This is a genomic window from Mesorhizobium sp. M1428 (assembly GCF_040317515.1).
Classification (GTDB): Bacteria; Pseudomonadota; Alphaproteobacteria; order Rhizobiales; family Rhizobiaceae; genus Mesorhizobium.
This window is the reverse complement of the sequence record NZ_JAMYKT010000006.1, coordinates 173687-197846: the sequence shown is the minus strand read 5'-3', so window position 1 is coordinate 197846 and position 24160 is coordinate 173687. Positions and strand designations below refer to the sequence as shown.

Annotated in this window: 19 protein-coding genes; 7 read left to right on the top strand and 12 right to left on the bottom strand. The window is 63.8% G+C overall.

Annotated elements, in window-relative coordinates; translation table 11 throughout:
• Positions 1–26 precede the first annotated feature (26 nt).
• The 7 genes from NKG60_RS11255 (at position 27) to NKG60_RS11225 (ending at position 9485) form a co-directional block, all read left to right on the top strand.
• On the top strand, positions 27–812 hold the full coding sequence (locus NKG60_RS11255) for an ABC transporter ATP-binding protein (RefSeq protein ID WP_352660581.1): 786 nt from the start codon (positions 27–29) through the stop codon (positions 810–812).
• On the top strand, positions 805–3057 hold the full coding sequence (locus NKG60_RS11250; protein ID WP_352660583.1) for an ABC transporter permease: 2253 nt from the start codon (positions 805–807) through the stop codon (positions 3055–3057). The genes NKG60_RS11255 and NKG60_RS11250 overlap by 8 nt, the downstream gene beginning before the upstream one ends.
• A gap of 79 nt (positions 3058–3136) precedes the next feature.
• The gene (locus tag NKG60_RS11245; protein ID WP_352660586.1) at positions 3137–5323 is read left to right on the top strand and encodes a flotillin family protein; all 2187 of its coding nucleotides are present in this window, start codon (positions 3137–3139) and stop codon (positions 5321–5323) included.
• A gap of 57 nt (positions 5324–5380) precedes the next feature.
• Complete coding sequence (locus NKG60_RS11240; protein ID WP_352660589.1) at positions 5381–5818, top strand: SRPBCC family protein; 438 nt, start codon at positions 5381–5383, stop codon at positions 5816–5818.
• Between the two features lie 10 nt (positions 5819–5828).
• Positions 5829–7346 (top strand): zinc-binding dehydrogenase, encoded by a 1518-nt coding sequence (locus tag NKG60_RS11235; protein ID WP_352974925.1) that lies wholly within the window; start codon positions 5829–5831, stop codon positions 7344–7346.
• An 87-nt stretch (positions 7347–7433) separates the two neighbouring features.
• On the top strand, positions 7434–8543 hold the full coding sequence (locus NKG60_RS11230) for a carbohydrate kinase (protein WP_352660595.1): 1110 nt from the start codon (positions 7434–7436) through the stop codon (positions 8541–8543).
• Positions 8544–8555: 12 nt separating this feature from the next.
• Entirely contained in the window at positions 8556–9485 is a 930-nt protein-coding gene (locus tag NKG60_RS11225) for a pseudouridine-5'-phosphate glycosidase (protein WP_352660597.1), read from the top strand.
• 35 nt (positions 9486–9520) lie between these two features.
• Here NKG60_RS11225 and NKG60_RS11220 read toward each other — a convergent pair whose 3' ends face one another.
• The 12 genes from NKG60_RS11220 to NKG60_RS11165 form a co-directional block, all read right to left on the bottom strand.
• Positions 9521–10912 (bottom strand): FAD-binding oxidoreductase, encoded by a 1392-nt coding sequence (locus NKG60_RS11220; RefSeq protein WP_352661300.1) that lies wholly within the window; start codon positions 10910–10912, stop codon positions 9521–9523.
• A 198-nt stretch (positions 10913–11110) separates the two neighbouring features.
• A complete protein-coding gene (locus tag NKG60_RS11215; protein ID WP_352660600.1) occupies positions 11111–12361 on the bottom strand; it encodes a VWA domain-containing protein in 1251 nt (416 codons plus the stop codon).
• Positions 12354–13046, bottom strand: a complete 693-nt coding sequence (locus tag NKG60_RS11210; RefSeq protein ID WP_352660603.1) for a DUF5682 family protein — start codon at positions 13044–13046, stop codon at positions 12354–12356. The genes NKG60_RS11215 and NKG60_RS11210 overlap by 8 nt, the downstream gene beginning before the upstream one ends.
• Positions 12962–14611, bottom strand: coding sequence for a DUF5682 family protein (locus NKG60_RS11205; protein ID WP_352660606.1), 1650 nt, complete (start codon positions 14609–14611; stop codon positions 12962–12964). The genes NKG60_RS11210 and NKG60_RS11205 overlap by 85 nt, the downstream gene beginning before the upstream one ends.
• Positions 14612–14615: 4 nt before the next feature.
• Positions 14616–15695 carry an ATP-binding protein gene (locus tag NKG60_RS11200; protein WP_352866722.1) on the bottom strand — a complete coding sequence of 360 codons (1080 nt, stop codon included), beginning with the start codon at positions 15693–15695 and terminating at the stop codon, positions 14616–14618.
• A gap of 20 nt (positions 15696–15715) precedes the next feature.
• Positions 15716–17149, bottom strand: coding sequence for a DUF5691 domain-containing protein (locus tag NKG60_RS11195; protein ID WP_352660611.1), 1434 nt, complete (start codon positions 17147–17149; stop codon positions 15716–15718).
• Positions 17146–18546: an SWIM zinc finger family protein gene (locus NKG60_RS11190; RefSeq protein WP_352974924.1), complete on the bottom strand. Its 1401-nt coding sequence runs from the start codon at positions 18544–18546 to the stop codon at positions 17146–17148. The genes NKG60_RS11195 and NKG60_RS11190 overlap by 4 nt, the downstream gene beginning before the upstream one ends.
• Positions 18547–18738: 192 nt before the next feature.
• Positions 18739–20019, bottom strand: coding sequence for an amylo-alpha-1,6-glucosidase (locus NKG60_RS11185; protein WP_352660616.1), 1281 nt, complete (start codon positions 20017–20019; stop codon positions 18739–18741).
• A gap of 34 nt (positions 20020–20053) precedes the next feature.
• On the bottom strand, positions 20054–21094 hold the full coding sequence (locus NKG60_RS11180) for an ABC transporter ATP-binding protein (RefSeq protein ID WP_352660619.1): 1041 nt from the start codon (positions 21092–21094) through the stop codon (positions 20054–20056).
• 21 nt (positions 21095–21115) lie between these two features.
• Positions 21116–21958 (bottom strand): carbohydrate ABC transporter permease, encoded by an 843-nt coding sequence (locus tag NKG60_RS11175; protein WP_352660621.1) that lies wholly within the window; start codon positions 21956–21958, stop codon positions 21116–21118.
• Positions 21955–22800, bottom strand: coding sequence for a carbohydrate ABC transporter permease (locus NKG60_RS11170; RefSeq protein ID WP_352660624.1), 846 nt, complete (start codon positions 22798–22800; stop codon positions 21955–21957). Before NKG60_RS11170 ends, NKG60_RS11175 begins: the two co-directional genes overlap by 4 nt.
• Before the next feature lie 76 nt (positions 22801–22876).
• Positions 22877–24145, bottom strand: coding sequence for an ABC transporter substrate-binding protein (locus tag NKG60_RS11165; RefSeq protein WP_352660627.1), 1269 nt, complete (start codon positions 24143–24145; stop codon positions 22877–22879).
• Positions 24146–24160: the final 15 nt, after the last annotated feature.

Sequence of the window (24160 nt, the reverse complement as noted above, 5' to 3'; positions counted from 1 at the left end):
CGCGTGGCTTGCGAGCATATCCGCCCTTGACCGAAACTCTTGCAGCAAACCGTCTCCAGAGCTCCGGCGCCTTTGCGCTGGAGCTCGATGGTGTTGCGCGGCATTTCGGCGCTTTGGTGGCGCTCTCCGGCATTGATATGAGGATCGCGGCCGGCGAGCGGCGCGCGGTCCTTGGTTCCAACGGCGCCGGCAAGACCACGCTGTTCAATGCAGTGACCGGCGATTTCCTGCCGACTGCCGGCCGCATCCGCTTCTTCGGCGAGGACATCACCGATTTGCCGCCGCATGAACGCATCCGGCGCGGCCTACGGCGGACCTACCAGATCTCGCAGTTGTTCAAAGGCCTGTCGGTTCTCGACTCTATTTTTCTCGCCTGCCGCGGCGTCTCGCGCCGACGGTTCTCGCTGCTCCGCCCAACGGCCACCGACGTCAACATGGTGCAGGCGGAATCGATCCTCAATGCCGTGCACCTCGAGGCCTATCGCGACGTGCTGGTGGCGACACTCAGCCATGGCCAGCAGCGGCAGTTGGAAATCGCGCTGGCGTTGGCCGGCGCGCCGCGCTTCATCCTGTTCGATGAGCCGGCGGCTGGCCTGTCGCCGACCGAGCGCCGCGACCTGGTGGCGATCCTCAATGCGCTGCCCAAGCACATCGGCTATATTATCATCGAGCACGATCTGGATGTCGCGCTGCGCGTTTCGGAATATGTGTCGATGATGCACAACGGCCGTCTGTTCAAGGAAGGCACGCCGCAGGAGATCGAGGCGGACCCTGAGGTCCAGGAGATCTATCTCGGGGGCAAGCATGGCTGAGCGCCCCGTTCCCCTCGGCCGAACGCTCCCTTCCGGCCCAGCTTCCGGCAAAATAGGCAAGGCGATCCTCAAAATAGAGGATCTGCAGGTCTATTACGGCGAAAGCCATGCCCTTCAGGGCGTCTCGCTGATGCTGGAAAGCGGCGTGCTGTCGGTGGTCGGCCGCAACGGCATGGGCAAGTCGACACTCTGCAACACCATCGTCGGCCTGAAGCGCGCACGCTCCGGCTTGATCCGCGTCGACGGCCGCGAGATCACTGCGCTCGAGCCGCACGAGATCCATCGCCTCGGGGTCGGTTATGTGCCGCAGGGGCGGCGCGTCTGGCCAAGCCTAAGCGTCGACGAGCATCTCCGTCTCGCTGCCGGCAATCGGCGCGATGCGAGTTGGACCGTCGAACGCATCTACCAGACATTTCCGCGCCTCGCCGAGCGCCGCACCAATGGCGGCTCGCAGCTCTCCGGCGGCGAACAGCAGATGCTGGCTATCTCGCGTGCCCTGCTCAGCGACCCGAAGCTGCTGGTCATGGACGAGCCGACCGAAGGCCTTGCGCCTATCATCGTCGACCAGGTCGAGCGGATGCTGGTCACCCTGGCCGAGGAAGGTGAGATGGCGATCCTCGTCATCGAGCAGAATATCGGCGTGGCGACTGCGGTTTCCAACCAGGTTGCCATCATGGTCAACGGTCGCATCAACCGGCTGATGGACGCGGCAGCGCTCGCGGCAGACCGGGAATTGCAGCAACGGCTGCTTGGCGTCGGACGCCATGCCGACGAGACGTCCGTCACGCCGGCAGCCGCGGCGCAGGCCAAGGACCAGTTGGCGGAAGTCTACCGCGTCGAGCGGACGGCGACCGGGTCCGAACCGATAACCCCGAACATAATCCACCGTCCGGTCACCGAACTGCCCAACCGCTGGAACGTGCCGGTCACTGCCCTGCGGCAAGCGGCCGTCGAGAAGGCCGCGCCGCAGGACGATTTGACAAAAATCTTTGCAATTCCTTTCGCCGAACGCATCGGAAGAACAGTGCTCGTCGCCGGCACTTTCGATACCAAGGGCAAGGAATTGCGATTCATCGCGGATCGGCTGAAGTCGCTCGGCGTTCCGGTTCGCACCGTCGACCTCTCCACCTCCGGAAAACCGTCGAGCGCCGACGTTCCCGCCATGCAGGTGGCCGGCATGCATATGCGGGGATCATCAGCCGTTTTCACCAATGATCGCGGCGGCTCGGTGAGCGCCATGGCCGAAGCCTTCGCGCACTGGATCGAGCGCGAGCCGCGCATTGGCGGCGTCATCTCGGCCGGCGGCTCCGGCGGCACCACCCTGGCAACAGCAGGCATGCGCGCGCTGCCCGTCGGTATCCCCAAACTGATGGTGTCGACCGTGGCAGCCGGCGATGTCGCCAAATATGTCGGCGGTGCGGATATCATGATGTTCCATTCGGTCGCCGACGTTCAGGGGCTGAACTCGATCACCGAACAGGTGCTGTCGAATGCCGCGCACGCGATGGCGGGCATGGTCGCGCAACTGCCCAACGCCGAAGCCTGGGAAGCCAGGCGCAAGCTGGCGCGCCCCGCCGTCGGCATCACCATGTTCGGTGTCACGACCCCGGCAGTGCAAGCGGTGACCAGGCTGCTCGAGGCCGACTACGACTGTCTGGTTTTCCACGCCACCGGCATAGGCGGGCGGGCAATGGAGAAGCTCGGCGATTCGCGGCTGCTCTCGGCCTTTCTCGACCTGACCACGACGGAGGTGGCCGACATGATCGTCGGCGGCGTGTTCCCGGCGACTGAAGATCGCTTTGGCGCGGCGATCCGTACCGGCCTACCCTATGTCGGTTCGACCGGCGCGCTGGACATGGTCAATTTCGGCCCGCGCGACAGCGTGCCGGAGAAATTTCGAAGCCGTAAATTCGTCATCCATAATCCGAACGTCACGCTGATGCGGACAACCCGCGACGAGAACCGCGCCTTCGGCGAATGGATCGGTGCGCGGCTCAATGCCATGAACGGTGCCGTTCGTTTCCTGCTGCCGGAGGGCGGTGTGTCGATGCTCGATGCACCGGGCCAACCATTTCATGATCCGGAAGCCGACAACGCCCTGTTCGAGGCGATCGAGAAGACCGTTCGCCAGACGGCGCAGCGCCATGTCGAGCGTGTGAGTGCAAATATCAATGACGCGCTTTTCGTCGACGCCGCAGTCAATGCGTTCCGCGCCATCACGCCGAAACTGCAGAGACGAGCGTGATGATTTCGAGCGGGCGGATTTATGGAATTGATGCCGGTCGCCTGTGGCTGACCGCATTCTATTTGGGAGGGTAGAAAAGATGGCCGCGCAGACCTTGGGCGCTTTCCTTTTGTGGCTGATCATTGCCGCGATAGTCGTGGTAATCGCCGTATACATACTGCGATGGCTTTATCGCCGGTCGACCAAGGAGACGGCGTTCGTGCGCACCGGCTTCATGGGCGAGAAGGTGGTGGTGAACGGAGGCGCTTTCGTCATTCCGGTGCTGCACGAGATTACGCCGGTCAACATGAACGTCCTGCGCATCGAAGTGCGCCGCGAGGATGCCTTTGCGCTGATCACCAAGAACCGCATGCGCGTCGACCTGATCGCGGAGTTCTTCGTCCGTGTCGGCGCCAGTCGCGAGCTGGTCGCAGCCGCCGCCCAGACACTCGGCCGCCGCACGCTGCAGCCCGACAGCCTTCGCGAATTGCTGGAAGGCAAGTTTGCCGGTGCCATGCGCACCGTTGCCGCCCAGATGACGCTGGAAGAGATGCACGAGCTGCGCGGCGACTATGCGGCCAGGGTCCGCCAGCTCGCCTCGGAATCGCTCGCCGCCAACGGACTGGAGCTGGAGAGCGTCGCCATCGTCGATCTTGACCAGACCAGCCTTGAATATTTCGATCCGTCCAATGCCTTCGACGCCGAAGGCCTCACCCAGCTGACGGAATCGATCGAGACGCGCCGCAGGATGCGCAACGAAATCGAGCAGCGCACGCTCGTCGACATCCGCAACCAGAACCTCGATACCCAGCGCAAGGTGCTGGAGATCGACCGCGACACCGAATATGCCCGCCTCGAACAGGAGCGCGAGGTCGAGATACGCCGCGCCTCGCAGCGCTCCGAACTCGCCAGGGAACGGGCAATCCGCGACCAAGAGGCCGAACAGGCGCAACTGTCGGCGCGCGAAGCGGTCGAGAAATCGCGCCTCAACCAGGAGCGCAACATCACCGAGGAGCGCATCAAGAGCGAGGAAGACACGCAGCGCCGCGAGATTGCGCGCCGCCGTGCGCTCGATGAGACGGAAATGAAAATGCGCGAACTGACCGAGCGCGAGCAGATCGCGCTCGAGCTCGCCCTGGAAAAGGCCAGGATCGAACGCGAAGGCACGCAGAGCGAGCTTGAGATCGAGCGCAGGAAGGCGCTGGAAATCGCGGAACTCGAACGCCAGATCGCGCTGGCGGAAAAGGCATTGGAGGTCACCAGGGCCGAGGCGGAAAAGCGCCGCGCCGAAATCGTCGAGAACCAGGCGACCGAAACGGCGCGGATCGGCCAGGAGCGCGCCATTGACGAAGTCAGAATCGCACGTGAGCGTCACCTCGAAGCGCTGCAGATCGCCAAGCGCCAGGCTTTCGAAGAGGCCGAGATATCGGCCGGCGAAGAGGTCGAGCGCGCCCGCATCACCACCGAGCGCGGCATCGAGGAGGCCCGGCTGATCAAGGATCGCGACATCCGCCAGCTTGGCGTCGAGCGCGACCAGAAGATCGAGATCGCCGAAATCCAGAAGGCCATCGACATCGCCAAGAAGACGCAGGAGCGTTCCTCGGCCGTCGCGGCTTCCGAGGCGGTGCGGGCCAAGGCCATCCAGGCTGAGGAGCAGGCCTTCACGGCGCGTGAGCGCGAGATCGCCGAGCGCCGCAAGCTGACCGATCTGATCGGTGCGGCCCGCGAGGCCGAGCGCGAGGCCTTGCGCATTACGGCCGCGGCAGATGCCGAGATGAAGGCTGCCAAGAGCCTGGCCGAAGCGCAGAAGATCGCCGCTGTTGCCGCGGCCGAGGCGGAGAAGATCCACGCCCTTGCCGCTGCCCAGCGCTATGAGGTCGATGCCGCCGGCCATCGCCAGCTCAACGAGGCCGACAATTTGCTCTCCAATGAAGCGCGCGCCGGCCGCCTGCGCGGCAAGTTGCTCGACCACATGGAAGGCATCATCCGCGAAAGCGTCAAGCCGATGGAGAAGATCGACGGCATCAAGATCCTGCATGTCGACGGCATCAATGGCGGCCAGGGCGGCAACCGCAACGTCACCGACGAGGTGATCGATTCGGCGCTGCGCTACCGGGTCCAGGCGCCGATGATCGATAATCTGATGAAGGAGATCGGCATCGAGGGCGGCTCGCTCGGCCGCATGACCGACGTGCTGCGCGATGCCAAGGACATATCGAGCCTGACGCGCGATAAAAAAGGCAAAGGCAAAGTCAGCAAGGACGACGATGACGACCGCGACCGCTGACCGGGTCCGGTGGGTGGTGCGTTGTGCGAATGAGTTGTTCCACGCGGGCGGTGGGGCATGAGCAAGGTCTATGTGTCCTCGGTCATTCCCGCGCCGGCGGCGGAAGTCTGGAAAATCGTGCGCGATTTCAACGGCCTTCCGGCCTGGGCGCCGTTCGTCGCCGAGAGTCGAATCGAACAGAACGCACCAGCCGACCAGATCGGCTGCATCCGCAATTTCGTGCACAGGGATGGTGGGCGGATCCGCGAAAGATTGCTGGCGTTATCCGACTACGACCTGTCCTGCAGCTATGCGATCCTGGAAAGCCCGATGGCGGTGGAGAATTATATCGCCACGCTGTCGCTGACGCCGGTCACCGACGGAAATCTCACTCTGGCCGAATGGCAGGCGGAGTTCGACTGTGCGCCTGAGCGCGAAGCAGCGCTTATGCATCAGATCGGCACCGGCGTCTTCCAGGCGGCGTTGAGCGCACTCAAGCAGCGCTTCGGGCGCTGACATTCCCGCGATGGTTCAGGTCCGCCAGAGCACGATCATCGATGCGCCTATCGATGATGTCTGGTCGATCCTGCGCGATTTCAACAGCCATGAGCGCTGGCACCCGGCGATCTCGTTCAGCGAGATCGAGGGCGGCGATCCGGTCGATGCGGTCGGCTCGGTTCGTCATTTCCGCCTGGCCGATGGCGGCGAGTTGCGCGAACAGCTGCTGGCGCTGTCCGATAAGGACTTTCGGCTCGCCTATTGCCTGCTCGAAGCACCGCTGCCACTGATGGGTTATGTCGCATCGATCCGGCTGAAACCGGTGACCGACGGCAATGCTACGTTCTGGGAGTGGCGCTCCGAGTTCTATCCCCCCGCGCACCGCCGCGACGAACTGGTCAAGCTCATCACCGAGGGCATCTATCAGGCCGGTTTCGCGGCGATCCGCAGCCTTTTACGAGGAAGGATTGCGCCTCCTGCCCAGGCAAGAACGCCTCCGGCACCTCCGTCAGCCCCGCCGTTGATCGCTTCGCCGGTCTCTTCCCCAACAACATCGTTCGGCCAGTCAGCCACAACCAGGGCTATTGTGGTCGAGCGCTATGGCGGTCCGGAGGTGCTGCAACTGAAGGAGATCGGCTTGCCGCAGCCGGTGCCGAACGAGGTGCGGATCCGCCATACGGTGATCGGCGTCAACTTCATCGACGTCTATTGCCGCACCGGCTATTTCGACCTTCTGCAGCCACCGGGCGTGCCAGGCATGGAGGCGGCCGGCGTCGTCGAAGCGGTCGGTTCGGAGATTGCCGGTTTCTCGGTCGGCGACCGCATCGCCTATGCCTGCCCGCCGGTCGGCGCTTATACCGAGCGGCGCAACATGGCGCCCGATCTGCTGGTTCGCCTGTCCGACGATATTCCCGACGAGATTGCGGCCGCGGGGCTGCTCAAGGGCGTCAGTGCGAGTTTTTTGCTGCACGACGTGCACGCGGTTCGGCCGGGCTCCGTCGTTCTCGTCCATGCCGGCGCCGGCGGCATCGGCCAGCTTTTGGTGCAATGGGCACGCCATCTCGGCGCAACGGTCATTGCAACGGTGTCGAGCGACGACAAGGCGCGCATTGTCGAACGCCTCGGGGCGCATCATGTCATTGTCTATTCGCGCGAGAATTTCACTGAAGCCGTCATGCGGCTGACGGGAGGCGTCGGCGCCGATGTCGTCTACGATGCGGTCGGCAATGATACGTTCGGCGGCTCGCTGGCGGCGCTTCGCATTCGCGGTCACCTCGTCAGTTTCGGTCAGGCGTCAGGGCCGATCGGCAATTGGGACATCGGCCGCTTTGCATCGAAGTCGATTACCATATCGCGTCCCAACTACGCGCATTACACCGACACGCCCGAAAGACTGGCCCCGCACGTCGAGCGGTTTTTTGCCGCGCTACGACAGGGTGTCGTCAGGATTGAACCGCCCAAGCGCTACAGCCTATTCGATGCCGGCGACGCTCACCGCGACCTCGAAGCCAGGCGAACGACGGGCGGATTGGTGCTGGTGCCGTAGCCGACACTCGGTCGAAACAAATGTTGACAATGTCATCTGTTGTTGCGACAGCGTTCAGCCTCGAATTTGACGGGCCGGATAAGACAAATGGACGACCTTGGAGCACAGGAACAAGCGGTTCTCGACCTCATTGCGGCGAACCCGTTTGCCGGCCAGCAGGACATAGCAACCGCGCTCGGCATCGCCCGCTCGACGGTCGCGGCCCACATCGTGCAACTCGTCAACAAGGGCTACATTCTCGGCCGTGGTTATGTCTTGCCGACGTCCAAGCGCATTGTCTGCGTCGGCGGCGCGGTGCTCGACCGCAAATACCACGCCAGGAAGGATCTGATTTTCGAGACGTCGAACCCAGTCGACGGCTATCGCAGCTTCGGCGGGGTCGCCCGCAACGTCGCCGAAAACCTTGCCCGCCTCGGCGTCGACATAAGCTTCGTCTCGATCGTCGGCGACGATGAAACCGGCCGCTCGCTGGTGCGGCACCTGCGCGATCTTGGCGCCGATGTCAGCCAGGTCATCACCACCACGGAGCGGCCGACGGCGGAATACGCGGCCATCCTCGACCGCAACAACGACCTCGTGCTCGGCATTGCCGACATGGAGATCTTCGATCTGTTTTCGTCGTCCTATCTCGACCGCTTCTGGCCGCATCTGGCTTCGGCGACATGGGTGTTCATCGACTGCAATCTGCCGGCCGCGACTATCGCAGCACTGATGTCGCGCAAGCAGGGCGCGCGCTTCAAGCTCGCAGTCGACACGGTATCGGCGCCGAAATCAGCGCGCCTGCCGAAGGACCTGACCGGCATCGATCTTCTGTTCACCAATCATGACGAGGCCAATACGATGCTCGGCATGACGGATGCCGACAAGCGGCTGACGCCGGAGGAAGCAGCAGCAGCGCTGCGCGCGACCGGCGCTGCCGAAGCGATCGTGACCGTGGGCGCGCATGGATTTGCCGTTGCGACCGAGAGCGGTGTGACGACCATGCACTCCGTCCCGGCGCAGCCCGTCGATATCACCGGCGCCGGTGACGCGATGATCGCCGGCACTCTGTACAAGGTGCTTTCGGGTGAGCCGGTCGCTCATGCCGTGCGCACCGGCGCGCTGCTTGCCACACTGACCACCGAGAGCGAATCCAGCGTCCACCCCGATCTGTCGCCGCGGTTCCTTGCCGCCGGCATGTACCGCATTCCTGCCTGAAAGCGAGATGATATGAAACCTTCCCTTGTCCACTTGAACGACGAAGTCGCTACCGCGCTTGATGAAGGCCGCGCCGTGGTGGCATTGGAATCGACGATCATCACCCACGGCATGCCATATCCGGCCAATCTGGAAACGGCCCGTGGTGTCGAGACCGTGGTGCGTGAAAACGGCGCGGTGCCCGCCACGATCGCAGTGGTCGCCGGCAAGATCAAGGTTGGCCTCGACGACCGTGAACTGGAAGAGCTGGCAGTGGCAAAGGGCGTGGTCAAGGCTTCCGGGCGCGATCTCGCCGCCATCATGGTGCGCGGCGGCTCGGCCGGAACCACCGTCTCGGCGACGATGCGGATCGCCGCTTTGGCCGGGATCGGCATTTTTGCAACCGGCGGCGTCGGCGGCGTGCATCGCGGCGCCGAAGCCACTTTCGATATCTCCGCCGACCTAACCGAACTCGGCCAAACCGGCACCACCGTCGTCTGCGCCGGGGTTAAGTCGATCCTCGATATTGCGAAGACGCTGGAATGTCTGGAAACTCAGCGCGTGCCGGTGATCGCCTATGGGAGCGATGATTTTCCGGCTTTCTACACCCGCTCCAGCGGGCTCAGGGCCGATCATCGCCTCGACACGCCCGACGAGATCGCGCGAGCCATGCTGCTGCATGACGAGATGGAATCCGGCACCGGCATTCTCGTCGCCAACCCTATCCCCGAAGCGGACGCGCTCGATCCGGCGTTCATCGACGGCACGATCGCAGCGGCCGTGGCTGAGGCCGAGAAGCGCGGCATCGGGCGCAAGGAACTAACGCCGTTTCTGCTCGCACGCATCAACGAGCTTTCGCAAGGCCGCAGCCTGAAGGCCAACATCGCGCTGGTCCGCAACAACGCCGCGCTTGCTGCCCGCGTCGCGGTTGCGCATGCGGAATTGAAGGGCGCGACCAGATAGGGGCAGCACCCGGCCAGCGCTACCTGCCTTCGATTTCAGCCCGGTGCGAGGTCGAATATGCGCCCGGCATTGAGGATGGTGTTCGGGTCGAAGGCTGCTTTCAGGCCCCGCATGGCCGCGATCTCGGCGTCGCTGCGCACAAGGTGCAGCCATTCCTTCTTGTCGAGGCCGATGCCATGCTCGGCCGAGACGCCGCCGCCAGCCGCGGCAACACCGCCGTACACGATGCCGTATACGGCCGCCGGATCCGCGGTGCGGACCTGATAATGCAGATTGCCATCGCCGAGATGGCCGAAGACGTAGATGTCGGCGCCGCGGTCAATGGACTTGATTGCGGCTTCTGTTTCGCGCAGGAAAGTCGCCATTTTCGCCAGCGGGATGCTGATATCGACGCCAATCAGGCCTGCCATCGAAAACAGGAAACGGTTGGCCTCCTCGCGCACCGCCCAGAGCGCCCGGAATTCGCGCGGCGATTGCGAGACGACCACGTCGTCGATCACGCCATCTTCAACCGCCTGCATCAGCACCGCGGCAAAACGTTCGCCGTCGCGGTCGGGCTCGCTGCCCTGTATCTCGGCAAGCACATAGACGGGCGAGCCGGCGGGTAGCGGCGCCGGCGCCTCCATGCCGGCGATCATGGCGCCATAGAGCGGTGCGAAATTCACCTCATAGGCCGACAGCAAGGGCCCGAGCTTTCGCTTGAGCAGCGCAAGCAGCGTGATCGCTGCGTCCAGCGAAGCAAGCGCGCAGAAGGCGTTGATCTCGGTGGCCGGCTTCGGATGCAGCCGCAGGGATGCGCGCGTGACCACGCCGAGCGTGCCCTCGCTGCCGATGAACAATTGGCTGAGATCGTAGCCGGAGTTGTCCTTCGCCAAACCCTTGAGCGAGGTCAGGATACTGCCGTCGGCAAGCACTGCTTCCAGCCCAAGCACCTGCGCCCGGTACATGCCGTAGCGCAGCACGCGGATGCCGCCGGCATTGGTGGCGACATTGCCGCCGACGGTGGCCGATCCGCGCGCTCCGATGTCGACGCCGAACAGCAAGCCGGCCTCATCGGCGGCGTCCTGCACCGTTTGCAGCGGCGCGCCGGCCTCGGCGATGATGGTCGCCGCCTCGCGGTCGAGGGCTTCAACGGAAGTCATGCGCTCCAGCGACAGCACAGCTTCGCCGGGTTGGACGCGAGCGCCGCCGGCGAGCCCGGTCCGGCCACCTTGGATCACAAGCCTCTGCCCGATTTCATTGCACAGGCGCAGTATGTCCGACACCTCGCCGGCAGTGCGCGGTCGCAGCACGACCTCCGGCCGCGCACCGGTCTTGCCGTCGGGGTCTTCCCTGTAACGCGGCCCGGCCTCATCGGCCGAGACGATCGCCGACCGATCCAGCCGACCCTCAAGTCGCGACAGAAGCTCGGCGGTCAGCGGGGACAGAGCGCTCACGGATGCGATTGGCGCGCACACAGTGATGCGACGCGAGCAGTGATAGGTGAGGATTGTGAGCGCGTCCGGAGATGATTTTCGCTGCAAAGAACGCATGCGGAAAACCCGCCAAAACCGCAGCCGGTTGCTATTGTCATGCGCCGCTCCTGTAATACGCCGACGATAGGCACGGGCTGCTGTTTGTCAAACCTATATGGCAGTTGGTGACGGGCTCGACGCCTGCGTTTCGGCGCGGACCACCTTGATGTCGGCGCCTGCCGCCCATGCTCCGATATCGTCGCGGCGTAAGGCCGCAGCCATCATGTCCGGAAACAGATCCGGCGTGCAGGCGAAGACGGGAATACCAAGGGCTGCTACCGAGCCTGCCATTGTCGGATCGTAGCCGGGCCGGCCTTGATCGGTCAGCGCCAGAAGCACGACAACATTTACACCGGATCGAACCAACGCTGCCAGTCGCCGCAGCAGGTCCTGGCCATTACCCCCTTCATAGAGATCGGTGATCAGCACCAGATGCGACTTGGTTGGCCGTTCGATACGGTCGGCGCAATAGGCGACCGCCTGATTGATGTCCGTGCCGCCGCCAAGTTGCACGCCGAACAGCACCTCGACCGGATCGCTGAGCTCGTCGGTCAGGTCGATAACCGCCGTATCGAAGCAGACAAGCTTGGTGCGCACAACCGGCAGCGAGGCCATCACCGCCGCGAAAATCGAGGCATAGACAACCGAGCTTGCCATCGAGCCGGACTGGTCGACACAGAGAACGACTTCATCCAGATCGACAAGCCGGCGCTGCTTGCGCATGAAGCCGACCAGTTTCTCCGGCACGATGGTCTTATGCTCGGGTTGATAGTGGCGAAGGTTCGCCGAAATAGTGCGCTGCCAGTCGATATCGCGCGCACGCGGGCGGTTGGTTCGTCTCGATCGATCGAGCGCGCCGCGTATAGCCTCGGCGGTCTTCTGTTCCAGCTTCTGCATGAGCTTGCCGACGATATCGGCAATGATCGTACGGGCAATGTCCTTAGTCTTGGCCGGCATGACCGATCGCAGCGAAATCAGGTCGGCGACGAGATTGACGTCCGCCTCGATCGCCTTGAGGAATTCCGGTTCCATCAGCATCTGCTTCAGGTCCAGCCGTTCGAAGGCGTCCTTCTGGACGATCTGGACGACCTGCGCCGGAAAGAAGGAGCGAATGTCGCCCATCCATTGTGCAACGCGCGGCGCTGACCGGCCAAGGCCGCCACGCCGCTTGCGGGGGTCGCTGGCCCCGGAGTTGGTACCGTCGCCATAGAGCGCGTCGAGCGCCGCCGAAAGCCGTTTGTCGTCGCTGGAAAGTGCCGGCGACGCCTCGTCATCGGCGCCGATCGCCAGTCGCCAGCGGCGCTCCCTTCCGCCATCGGCAGTGAGCGGGCCCGGTTCGTTCATTTCGGCCTCGTCATCCATTGCCGGTTTCTCCGTTGAGCAATGGTCCAAGCAGCCCCAGGTGTCGACGCCATGCGTCGCCGCCATCCGGCGTCGGCGTCACGCCAGCCGGCAAGCGCGCCGCGCCGCCGAGGACCGCTTCGATCAGCCGCCGGCGTTCCATGCTGTCCAGATTGGAAAAGACACGGCGCAGCAGCGGTAGATGCGCGATGAAAGCATCTTCGTCCAGGGATCTGAGCCACCCATCGACCGCACCGCGCAGACCCTCGTCATAAATCAGCCGTTGACCGGCTGTGCTGAAGAAGCCTTCGAAGAACCCGGCCGCGTCAGTGACAGGCGTCCCCGGTGACAGGCGTCGCCCGAGCAGCCCGGCAGCGGCTTCGGCGGACAGGCGACCGGCTTCGTAGAGCAGGTGTGCGGCGCACCCGGCCAGCAGCGCCGTCGACCGTGACGCGTCCAGCACGGCAGCCAGCCCGTTGCGCCATCCGTCCAGCACGTCTTGGCCGGGTTCGACCAGCCTGATCGCCTCATCGGCCTTGCGCATCGCACCAACCAGTATCGCGGCGGCCTGCTCATCCAGATCGCGCGCAGCATAGGGAAGCGCGATCGCACCTTCGACGATCAGCCGCTCCATGAGGCCGGACAGCCGGTCCGTCTGCGTTTTGCGGGCCTCGCCATAGCGGACAATGTCGGCGAGCGGCGGCACCGACGCCAGGATATCCAGGCATTCACTGCTGCGCGCCGCGCGTACCTCCAACGCCGTGGGCCGGCAGTAGATGCTGCCGACAAGTTTGCCGTGATGGCGCTCTGGACCAGTGCCGCAAGCGTATCGAGCGTCGCCGCCGTTTCGATCATCTGGATCAGGCGGCCATTGGCAGCCTTTTCGATGGTCGGCCCGTAAATCAGGTTCTCGACCAGACGAACGGCATATTCTGGTTCCCAGACCAGCGTCCACCGCTCGCGGAAGGTGCCACGGCTGCGACCGGCATCGGTCAGTCTGCCCCAATGCACACCGAGCACGTTCAGTTGATGCAGCAATGTCGAGCGGAACAGCCCGCTTTCGCTTCGCAGGTCGACCGACAGTTCCCGTTCCAGCGCCTCAGGCTTCAGCCGCGCCGCCTTCTGGTTGCGCTGGAGATCTTCGATCAGCGGCGCCAGCGGTGTGTCGGGCGGAATTTCGCCGACGTCCGAACCAAGAAGCAGCTCGGCCTCGACCAGTCCCCACAGCAACGCTTCGCCGTTGAAGAGGGCGGCAATCGCGGCGTCGCGCAATTCCTCAAACCCGGGTTTCGGTCGTTCGCGAATTGCGGCGAGGGTCCGGGCGAGCCGCTCAGCTTCGATCAACGAAGCGGTCGAGATCAGGTGGCCCTTCGCCCGCAGCACGGCGGCGATCATTGCAAGCCACAGGGTTGCCGCATCGTGACGGCCGCGCGTGCGCCAAAGATGCTTGCACCAGCCGGGTGCGACGACGCCCGCGCCATAGCCGTATCCCAGCGCCAGACGCGGTCCCGTCCACGGCGCCCATGTCATTGTGCTCTTGCGCCGCACAATTCCCTTGATCAGCGCCTGATCGTTTTTCTGTGTGTGGGTGGCCTGTAAAGCTGGCACATGCCATGCCCCGCAGACGACGGCGATCGGCCCATCGAACGCCTTGCGCGCCGCGGCGATTTCGAGCCGCATATGCGCCTCGCGTTTGGCTTCGAACTCAGCGATCGGACCCTCGCCGTCCCGCAGTGTCGTCATCGCATCGGCGATGGCGGCAAATATGGGGCCGGGTTTCGGGTTCTGTTCAATGATGTCCGACCACCAGCTTTCGCCGTCCTCATAACCGGCGGCGTGCGCCAGCATGGCTATCGGATCACGCGGTAGCGGAGCCGCGTCACCATTCTCGGGGGCTTGGATAGCTTCGGTCGCATCGGCGTCCTCCGCGCCACCGATCGCAGCAGTGGTGAATCGTGCCGATGACGGCAGGTCGATAAACTGCAACGTCGCCTTGTTGCCCACAGCCCAAAGCGCCGCCTGGTATTCGGGCGAGAATTCGGCGAAAGGCCAGAAGCTTGTCGAAGCCGGATCCTCCTCCGGATAGCAAAGGAGCGCCACCGGCGGCTGCATTTCGGGGCGGGCCAGCATGGGCAGAAGCTCAGAGGCGTCGATCGGCCCCTCGATCAGCACGGCGACCGGGTTCAAATCCTGCAGTGCCTGCACCAGGCTGTCGGCGGAACCCGGCCCGTGATGGCGTATCCCGAAATAGGCAATGTCGCCGTGGCCCATGGCGTCAGATCGCTGCGTTCAGCGCCGCGTAATATCCGGCATAGTCGGGCCGCTTCTTGAGCACCGTTTCCAGATATTCCTCCAGTACCACCTTGTCCTGCACCGGATCCTTCACGATCGCGCCGACAAGGCTGGCGGCGAGGCCTTCGGCGCCGAGCTTGCCACTGTCGAACCACGCCGCCTGGCTGAGCCCGCCAACCATCGTGGCGATCGCTTCTGCGGTCGACAGCGAGCCAGAAGGCGTCTTCAGCGTCACCTTGCCGTCGGCAGTCGCGCCGGAGCGCAATTCGCGGAAGATGGTCAATACCCGGGCGATCTCCTCGCCGACGTTTTTCGGCACCGGCAGGTCGAGCCCGCCAGCCATCTCGTCGACCCGTTTGGAGACGATCGCCACCTCTTCGGCCATGTCCTCCGGCAATGGCAGCACCACGACATTGAAGCGACGCTTGAGCGCCGAGGAGAGCTCGTTGACACCTTTGTCGCGGTTGTTTGCCGTGGCGATAATGTTGAAGCCGCGCTGGGCGTAGATCGAGGTGTTCAATTCCGGGATCGGCATCATCTTTTCGGAAAGCACGGTGATTAGCGTGTCCTGCACGTCCGAGCCCATACGGGTCAGTTCCTCCAGCCGGCAGAGCTTGCCGTTCTGCATGGCTCGGTAGAGCGGCGTCGGCACCAACGCTTCCTGGCTCGGGCCCTTTGCCAGTAGCTGCGCATAGTTCCAGCCATAGCGGATCTGGTTCTCGTCGCTGCCGGCCGTGCACTGCACGATCAGCGTCGAGTCGCCCATGATGGCGGCGGCAAGATGTTCCGATACCCAGGACTTGGCGGTTCCGGGAACGCCGAGCAGCAACAGTGCGCGGTCGGTGGCGAGCGTCGCTACCGCGGTCTCCATCAACCGGCGGCGACCGACGTATTTTGGCGTTACCGGGGTGCCGTCACCGGCCTTCCCGCCCAGAAGATAGGTCAGCACAGCCTGTGGCGAGAGGCTCCAGCCGGCAGGCCTCTGCCGGTCGTCATCGCGCGCCAGCGCCTGCAATTCCGAAGCGTAGGCCTGCTCGACCGGGAGGCGGATGGCTGCGTTCATTTTGCTGTTCTCCGGATTGGTCATGTGTTGGTTCCAGGCCCCGCCAGTGATGCGTTGAGACGCAGAAGCCCGAGTGAAGGAGCCGCGGGCGGCACGCCCGCCGCGACCATGTCGTCGATCAATTTCGCTGCCGTGGTCGCGGTGGCAAGGAAGCCGATCGTCTCCAGTACATCGTCGAGACCCCGCCGCGCGGCGTCGTCTTTTCCGCCGGCGGCGGAACGCAGTGCGGCGAGCGCCTGTCCATTCGTCAGGTCGTCCCATTCCAGCCAGTCGGCATCGATGCCTTCCGCCAGGGTGATCATGCCAAGATAAGTCGTCTCCTTGAGGATCAGCCTGATGAGGACACGCTTTCTGCGGCTGTCCAGGCGTGGCATGAGGTGAAGCACGAACAGCGCCGGTTTGCCGCCTTCGGCGATAAGCGTATCCGCCATCTGCGTAAGGGCGGCTTCGCTCCCTGTGGTGGCGACCATTCGTGCGATCAGGATGTCGGCTTTATTGTCGGCGCCGAATTGCCAGCCTCCTATGAATTCGGCTTCCGTAGTGTTGAACCGTTCGGTAAGGTCGACGAGGTTGCATATCTCGAACAGTTCGGCGCGGCGTTGCTCCTGCGCTTGGGATTTTAGTTTTGCCGGAGTGTAGATGGTCCGGCGGCGGATTAAGCCCGATCTGCCTTCAGTGATAAAGGCGGCGAGCTCGGCTACGGGATCGTCCGGTCCACCGTCGCTCGGGCGAACGTGCTCTCCTAATCTTGCCAGCAGCCGGCCAGCCAGTTCACGCACCTTGCCGGACCTGTCGGCGGAAAGGCTTTTCAGGAAAGGCGCGTCCTCGGCACTCAGGACGAAGCGCATAAGCTCGATGAGCGCAAGCCTGACTTCCGCCGGTTCGCCAGACGCCTTGGCTTCGATCAACGTTCGAGCCGATGTCGGGTCGGTACGGCGCATATCGGCAAGGGCCAAGCGTCGCGCTGCGGGATAGAACTCATCCCAGTTTTCCGCAGTCAGTTTCTCTTGTGGGGCGAGCCTTTCCCCGTCCATGCTTGCTTGCCAGTCTACCCATGGCGCGTAGACGTCAGGACAGTTCTGATCCGAGGGCATCCAATCCATGGGATGGAGCACAAAGCCGCGGCTGGCGACGAGCGCCGCCACGCGTGTCTTTCGCCTCGCGTCGGCGGCGTGCTTCAGAGCGGCTCTCAACAACGGCCGAAATCGTGCCGGCAGAATGGGCAGGGCAAGTCTGGGCAGCGGCAGACGACGCTTGAGTGTCGTCGGCGCGGCCGGCCGCAGCGCGACGTCGAGCGCTTGTGCTGTGATTGCCAGGAGCCGGCGCTCCTGTTCGTCGGAACTTGCACCGCCGGCGATTGCCTTCCATTCTGCCGGAGCCAGATCGAACGTAGCACCGCCGGTGATCCAGCAATCGCGCATTGCCGCCAGGCCTGTTTGCTCGCGTTCGTTCACGCCAGATCAAGCCTCCCGAACTCGCTTTGCGCCGCCAGAAGCTCAAGCCGGGCGCCGTTCCAGAGCGCTGCCGTGGCCGCAAGGTCGAGGCCGAGCAAGGTTTGATCTACCGCGCCGGCGATCGGCAAGGCGATCCCCTGCGGTTCATCCTCCGCCTGCCACCATGCCGTACCCCGATCGTCGAGCAGGATAGCGCCGGGCGCCAACATGAGGGGCCAATCGGCGATCCAGGGCGCGGCGTCCTGATGGGAAGCATGCGTGGCGAGCGGATCCTTCGCGGTGCCAAAAGCAAAATCGGGCCAAGCGCCGGGCGCAACTTCCCCCATGCGCTCCGCCACCAGAGCGCGGAGCGGCATACGTGATGGATAAAACACCAGTCGAGCATTGAAACGGTCGCCTGGTGCGAAAGCGTTGGACCGGCGTCCGGCCGAAGCCGGGAAAAAGTCGAGCAGCACGGCAAATTGCGGGTTGGCGCTGTTCAAATCGAGCAGCCAGGTCGAATGGCTGACCAGACCATCGCGGCGGCTCTCGATCTTCTCGCCGAGAACTTCCCAGAGGCTTTCAACCTGTCTTGCATTCGGACTGCTGAGAACCTGTTCTCGGGGTTCAGACGTTGATACGAGGCGCTTCAGCTCGGGGTCGTCGGGCGCCGCCCGCCACGCCTTGGCCAGCAGCACGAGCTTGCCGAGTTCGCGGATTGCGGCATCAGACCGTTCCTCGCTGCGCAGCGCCATCAGCCGCGATGGAATCTCGTCGATACGGCCGGCGAGCGCGGCCGCCTTCATATCGACCAGCCGCGCAGCAATCCGCCGGCAACGGTCGCTGCTGGCGTCGACAAACCCGGATAGACCGAGCCGTAACTGGTCGGCAATCCACTGATCAAGCTCATCGAGCCCAGCCGACACTGCTTCTCGTGTGCTTTCCGCCCGCTTGCGCTGCGCCGCCTCGCGACGCTCCAGCGCCGCGATGTCTTCAACGGCGGTGCTCTCCTCGGCTTGTGCGGCTTCGCCAATGCGCTTGGCTTCCGCGCCGGGTACCGGTTGCGCCGGCTGTGGCGTTGTCTTCCTGCGTCGGCCAAGCCAGTCATTCACCCATTCCGGCGTGGTATTGGCAGCGGCAAAACTGGCTGGCGCGGTGGCGGCAATCCACATCAGGGCCAGCGTATGCTTGCATGGGAATTTGCGCGAGGGACAGGTGCATTTGTAGCCGTGATCACCCGTGTCGACCACCACGCGATAAGGATTGGAGCCGGAGCCCTGGCATTCGCCCCAGATGAGCGCCTGCTGCTCATGCTTTTCTAGCCGCGGCCAGTTCGTTCGTTTGGTGAGCTTGGAGGCGGCGCTCAGCGACGCCTGATCGGGAGCAAGCGCCTCAATGGTTTTCAGATCGAATTCCAAGCCGCGCTTCTCCCCGCCCCGACGCAGTATAGGTAGCGGTTTGTGAAGAATTATTATAGCTCTGGTGTGGTGAAGATCGGCACGCCTTGGCTCTGTTTTGATGGGCCAGGACATGCCTCGGACGCAAATAGTATCGACCGTTATTCGGCAGACAGAACGGGCTTTGATAGCCGGCGGCCTAGGTGGAAGCGTTCAGGCTCTGCCTTTCAGGAACTCGATCACCATCGCTGCGGTCCAGGTGAAGCGGCTGCCGCCGAGCGGCTCGCCGCTGAGGGGATCGTAATATTCGGCAAAACCGCTCTCGGCGATCAGGTCGAGACTGGACTGGGTGATCCGTTGTGCGATTTGGCTGTGGCCGGCGGCGGCAAGGCCGCCGGCGATCATGTAGTTGACCACCAGCCAGACCGGGCCGCGCCAGTAGCGCTTGGAGTCGAAGCGCGCATCGCCAGGATCGTGCGAGGGGACGATGTAACGCGCTTTGCCGGCGATGCGCTCGATCGTTGCAGCGATGGTCGCTGCCCGGCTTTCCGGGATGGCCGAAAACACCGACAGAATGCCGCCAACCGACGCGCTGTCAACGTGCTTTCCGGCCACTCGATCGAAACAAATGTACTGGCCATGCGTGTCGCTCCACAGCCGTTCCATTGCCGAAAGCCCCTTTTCGGTACGGGCGCGGTTGGCCTTGGCGATTTCGGTTTCGCCAAGTGTCTCGGCGAGATCGGCAAGGTCGGCGGCGGAACGGATCAGGATGGCGTTGAAGCCGGGATCGACGACCTGGAATGGCGAGGCATCGTGCAGCCGGGCGTTGTCCCAGCCAAGCCCGCGGAAATGCTGCAGCAGCCAGACATAGCGGTCATACTGTGCCTTGGTTGGACGATGCGCCGGGTCGGCGTGCAAGGTGTCGCGGCGCGTGTAGGCCTCGACGCCTTCGGTCGGCACGCGCTCGAAGGCGTCGTCCCAGTCGATGGAATTGTCGCGGCCGGACTCCCATGGATGGATAATGGCGACCAGCCCCTCGCCCCTTGGATCGCGGTTTTCGTAGAACCAGCGGTGCCAGGCGTCGATCTTCGGCAGCAGCGCGCGGGCGCGCCCGGCCGCCAGTTTCTTGTCCTTTGCCCGGTCGAACAGGCGGCGCACGGCAAAGCCGGCGACCGCCGGCTGGGTGATGCCCGAGGTGGCGGTCGGGCGGTCCGTTCGCCAGACCTCCGGCCCGGGGAAATAGCCGTCGCTCCAGACATGAAAGACGATGTGCGGCACCATGCCGTCTGGCCACTGGTGGGCGAACAGCGTGTCGATCTCGGTCCAGGCGCGCGCCTCGTCATAGTGGGCAAGGCCGAGCGCGGTCAGGCAGGAATCCCAGTTCCACTGAAACGGGTAGAGGCCCTTGGTCGGTATGGTATAGGTGCCTTGGTCGTTTTCCCTGAGCACCTCGACGGCGCGGGCGATGGTTTCGTCGACAGCAAGAGATATCATCGGGGCGTTCGTACTTTCAGAATCGAAGGGGGGATCAAAGGGCGTTGGTGGTTTCGGGATCGAACCAGCGGATGCGGTCGGGTTTGGGCAAGAGTCGCAGGTGATCGCCGACAGCGACCGTGACATTCGATTCGAGGATGGCGCGGAACAGGCCGCCCTCGACATCGCAGGTGACCAGCGTGTGCGGTCCGAGCGGCTCGACAACGCGCACGGTGGCGTGCAGTCCTTCGGTGCCGGCGTCGACATCCTCGGGGCGAATGGCGAATTCTATCGTCTGCTTGTCCGATTTCGGGCCAGGCAGCGTCAGCCCGGCGACGGTCCAGCTGCCGTCTGCCGCCTTCGTCGCCGGGATGAAATTCATCGGCGGGTTGCCAATGAAAGAGCCGACGAAGCGGGCCGCCGGATTGCGGTAGACCTCTACCGGCGAGGCGGCCTGGACGATACGGCCCTCGTGCATGACGGCGATGCGATCGGCGAGGCTCATCGCCTCGACCTGGTCATGGGTAACGTAGATGGTGGTGGTCTTGGACGCAGCGAGCACGCCCTTGAGCTCGGCGCGCATTTCGAGCCGCAGCAGCGCGTCGAGGTTCGACAGCGGCTCGTCCATCAGGATCACGTCAGGCTCCATCGCAAGTGCCCGAGCGACTGCCACGCGCTGGCGCTGACCGCCCGAAAGCTGGCCCGAATAGCGCTTCAAAAGCTGCTCGATATGCATGAGCTCCGCGGTGCGGTTGACGCGCCCCTCGACCTCCTGCTGCGGCAGCTTCTTCATGCGCAGGCCGAAGGCGATGTTCTCGAACACGGTCAGGTGCGGAAACACGGCGTAATTCTGAAACACCATGGCGATGCCGCGTTCGCGCGGCGGCAGATGGTCGACGCGACGGCCGCCGATCCAGACCTCGCCCTGGCTTGGCGTTTCCAGCCCGGCGACGATCCTCAGCAGCGTGGTCTTGCCGCAACCCGAGGCGCCAAGCAGCACCATGAATTCCTGGTCGGCGATGGTCAGGTCGATCGAATGCAGCGCGGTGAAGCCGCCGAAACGTTTTGCGACCTGCTTAATGGCGATCTCAGCCATCGGCGTTCTCTTTTGTGCGCGTCATCGGTTCGCGATCCCCCACATGGCGAACAGATATTTGCGAACGGCGAAGATGAAGATCAGCGCCGGGATGACCAGTGCCGCGCCACCGGCGAATTTGAGGTAGAGCGGCGATTCGCCGAGGCCCTGAAGCAGGAAGGCGGTCAGCGTCCGGTTCTCGATGGTGAGCACGGCGGCGGCAAACACCTCGTTCCAGGAGATAGTGAAGGCAAATACCGCCGATGCCGCGATACCCGGCAGCGCCAGCGGTAGAATGATTTTTCGGAATGCCTGCAATCTCGTGCAGCCGAGCGTCCAGGCCGCTTCCTCCAGCTCGACGGGAATGCCGGAGAACAGCGAGAAGGTGATCAGCACCGCAAACGGAAGCGCCAGCGTGGTGTGGACCAGCGCCAGCCCGATCGCGGTGTCGTCGAGGCCGGTGCGGATGAACATCACCGCCAGCGGCAGCGCCAGCAGCGGCAGCGGGAAGGCGCGGGTCATCAGCACAAGGAAACGGAACGTTTCCTTGCCCGGGAATTCGAAGCGCGACAGCGCGTAGCCCGCGGGTGCGCCGAAGCCGATCGAGAGGAGCATCGTCAGCGTGGCGACGAGAACGGAGTTCCACAGCGCCTTGGCGACGCCGGCGAAATTGATGAAGAAAGAAAGGCTGCCGAAATCGAATGACGGGAAGAAGCGCTTAGGAAAGGCGGTCACCTCTTCCGGCGACGACAGCGCGTTGACGATCAACAGATAGATCGGCAGCAGCACCCAGACGCAAAGCAGGATCACAGTGGCGACCAGCAACCAGTTGCCGGCTTTGCGGGCCTCAGGCGCGGCGATCGAAAGCTCCGCGACGGTGCTCATATCCGCGCCTCCTTCGGCACACGCAGCACCCGCAGGAAGAACAGCGTGAAACCGATCGAGATGGCGAGGATGAAAAGCGCCATGGCGGCGGCGACATTGTGGTCCTGCAGCGTGAACTGCCAATTGTAGGTCTCGCCCATCAGCACCGGCAGATTGGTGCCGCCGAGTGCTGCAACCACGGCAAAGACCTCAAAGGCAAGGATGACGCGCAGGATGATCGCCGTCTGCAGGCTTGGGCGCAGCAGAGGCAGCGTGATCTTGATGAAGCGCTTCCACGGGCTGGCGCCAAAAACCTCCGCCGCCTCGTAATATTCCCGGGGGATGAGCCCCATGCCGGCGACCAGAATGACCATCATGATGGCGGTCGCACGCCAGATCTCGGCCAGCGCCACGGCGATGAAGATCGTCAGCTTGCTCTGGTAGCCGAGGAACATGACCGGCCTGTCGATGACGCCGAGATTGGAGAGCAAGGTGTTGAGGAAGCCGGACTGGTCGAAGATGGCGAGCCATATCAGCCCGGCGGCGAGATCGGAAATGCCGAGCGGAATAGCGAAGATGTAGAGCGCGGTGCTGCGCCCGATTTCAAGCCGCGACACCACCGTTGCCATCAGCAGCGCCATGACCAGCTGGATGGGCACGACGACGGCGCTCAGCAGCAGCGTGTTGCGAACAGTGACCGGGAATTTCCAGCTGCCCGCCATGGTGCGGAAATTGTCGAGCGTAAAGCCGCCGTCGCGGGTGAACGCCTCGAAGGCGATCAACACGAACGGGTAGAGGAAAAAGACGCAGAGGAACAGCGTCGCCGGCATCAGCAGCAGATAGGGCAGGGCCTTGCCGTGCATGGAGCGCTCTCTATTCGAAGCTTCAAAAGGGGTGGGCGCCCGGCGCGCTGGAAATCCGGACGCCCGGGGAGGATTCTTAATCGACCGGGCAGGCGCCTTGCGAGGGCTTGTCGGGCGCCCAGCATGGCGCCTTCGCCTGGTCGATGATCGCCTTCAGCGCCGCTGCCTGTTCGTCGAGTACGCCGCGCACATCCTCGCCGCCGAGCACGATGCGCTCGAAGCTGTCGGTGTAGATCTGATTGAACTTGCCGCCGAGGCCGCCAAGTCCCATCGGCAGCAGCGCCGGCAGCGCATCCGGGGCACCGGTCATGGTGGCGATGACCGGGCTGAAGGCCTTTACCGAGGCCGGCATGTCGTCGGGCAGCTTGACGTCGACGATGGGGAAGAAGTTTGTCGCCTTCAGCGTCGCGATCTGGGTTTCCGGTTTCAGCATATAGGCGACCAGCGCCTTGGCCTTGTCCATGTCAGGCGAGGTCTTCGGGATAGCGACGCCGGCCACCACTGGCATGTAGCCGCGGCCTGCCGGGCCAGCCGGCGCCGGGAAGGCGACGAAGTCATCCGGTTTCTGGTTGAAGGCGTCGGCGAGGCGCGCCACGTGGTCGAATGCCACCCAGACTTCGCCGGTCAGCAGCGGCTCCTGCATGAAGGCATAGTTGGTCGAGTTCGGGTTGGTGTATTGCCATAGTTCCTTGAACTTGTTCCACGCCGTCTCGGCCTCCGCCGAGCGGAACTTGGTCACCATCGAGCCGGTATACGATGGAAGGAGAAAACCCTCGAAGAAACGGTGCTTCAGCCCTTTCGGGCCGGCCGGAAAACCGAATTTGGGCGAACCGGTCTTTTCAGCGATGTTTTTCGCCCACTCGATCAGTTGGTCATAAGTGATGGTGTTGAGATCGGTGCCGGCCGGCAGATATTGCAGCGCCTGCTTGTTGGCCGCCATCAGAAAGGTGGCCTGCATCCATGGCAGGTACTTCTGCTCTCCGGTGCCGAGCATGCCGAGTTTCTTGTAGGTCTCGTTGACCTTGACGCCACCGAGATCGATGCCAGAGAGATCGACAAGGTTCGCGCCGACGGTGGAGAAGTCTCCGTGCAGGCCGCCGAGCACGCCTATGGTGCCGGAGCCGGCTTGCAGTTCGGCCTGAAGGCGGGTGAGCCAGGGCCCGTCCTCGGCGACCTGATAGTCGACCTGGCCGTCAAACCCTTTCAGCACCTCACCGCGCATTTTTTGCGTCTCTTCCACAGGTCGCGCCTGTGTCGACCAGAACAACACCTGCTGGGCTTGCGCTGCACCGGCAGCGAGTGACAGCGCCAGCACGGCGCCTGCCAATCTCCGCAACGTATTCATCGTCGTGTTCCTCCC